At 63.0% G+C, this 1,474-nt stretch carries 1 protein-coding gene; it reads left to right on the forward strand.

The genetic code is table 11. The features are described 5' to 3' along the window. Positions 1 to 2: 2 nt before the first annotated feature. Positions 3 to 1,337: an IS1182-like element ISBrsp10 family transposase gene (locus tag AC0L2F_RS35650; RefSeq protein ID WP_473251511.1), complete on the forward strand. Its 1,335-nt coding sequence runs from the start codon at positions 3 to 5 to the stop codon at positions 1,335 to 1,337. The last annotated feature ends 137 nt before the right edge of the window (positions 1,338 to 1,474 follow it).

Consider the following 1,474-nt stretch of genomic DNA (forward strand, 5'->3'; position numbering starts at 1 on the left):
TGATGGCTGACGATCAATTGTTTGAGGATTTGCCCGAGCAGGATAAGCCACTACCCAAGGGACGCGGCGCGGTGCGGTTGCGAGAACCGGAACGGCGCCAGATGAGCATGCAGGTCGCGGCGTTGGACGATCTGGTAGCGGATGATCATCCGGTCCGCGCGGTTTGGTCGTTTGTCGAGGGGCTGGATCTGTCGGCGCTGTACGACGTCATCAAGGCGCGGGAGGGCGAGCCCGGACATCCGCCGGCCTCGCCGAAGCTGATGCTGGCGCTTTGGCTCTGGGCCACGATCGATGGAGTGGGCAGCGCTCGCCAACTGGACCGGCTGTGCCGGGATCATCTGATCTATCGTTGGTTGTGCGGCGGAGTGTCGATGAACTATCACAGCCTGTCGAACTTCCGGATCGCCCATATGGCGGTTCTGGAACGGCTGCTGACACAGGGCGTCGCGTCGATGGTGGACGCTGGATTGGTGTCGCTCGACACCTTGGCGCAGGATGGTTTGCGGGTGCGCGCGGCGGCCGGAGCGGGCTCGTTCCGCCGGCGGCCCCGGCTTGATGAGTTGAAGACGGCAGCGCAGACGCGGGTGGAGCGCCTGCGCTTTGAAGTCGAGACCGATCCTGCGGCCGATGATCGGCGTCGGCGTGCGGCAAAGGAGCGTGGCGCCCGCGAGCGTGCGGAGCGGATCGCGGCGGCGCAGGAACGCATGAAGGAGCTGGAAGCCGAGCGGGAGCGGCGAGAGAAAACCAACAAGAAAGAGGTGGCCAAGCAGAAGTCGCCGCGCGCTTCCACCACCGATGCCGACGCACGGGTGATGAAGATGGCCGATGGCGGATGGCGCCCGGCCTACAACACACAGATCGTATCGGCTCCGGAACACCAGGTGATCGTTGCGGTCGATATCGATACCAGCGGCTCGGATCGGGGCTTGGCCCAGCCGGGGATCGAGATGGTGCATGCCGAAGGCTACCAACCCTCCAACTATCTGGTCGATGGCGGCTTCACCAAAAACGAAGCCATTGAGTGGGCCCATGCCAACGGTATAAAAGTGTGGTGTCCGCCAGCGCAGACAAAACACGGCACCGACCCTTATGCCCCGAAGAAAGGTGACGGTGTTGGCGTCGCGGACTGGCGTGAACGCATGAAGAGCGACGATGGCAAGGCGTTCTACCGGCTGCGTTGCGAACACGAATGCATCAACGCCCATGCCCGACGCATGGGCCTGCGCCAGTTATCCCTGCGCGGCAAGATCAAGGCCCGCATCCACCTGTTGTGGTTCGCGGTCGCTCACAACATGATGCGCTTCTTCGCCTTACACGCCAAGGCGCAAGCGGCATAAATAGGCGAGCCCGCACCAACAGGCGCCTACAAAGCCCCCATCAGCAGGCCGGTTCAGCTGAAAACCTTGGGGTCACCGCTCTCCAGGCAATGCAAAACTCTCCCGGCGGGAGCAAAACATTCTCAAGCTCTGAGGAG

The organism is Bradyrhizobium sp. Ken64, from assembly GCF_055807555.1.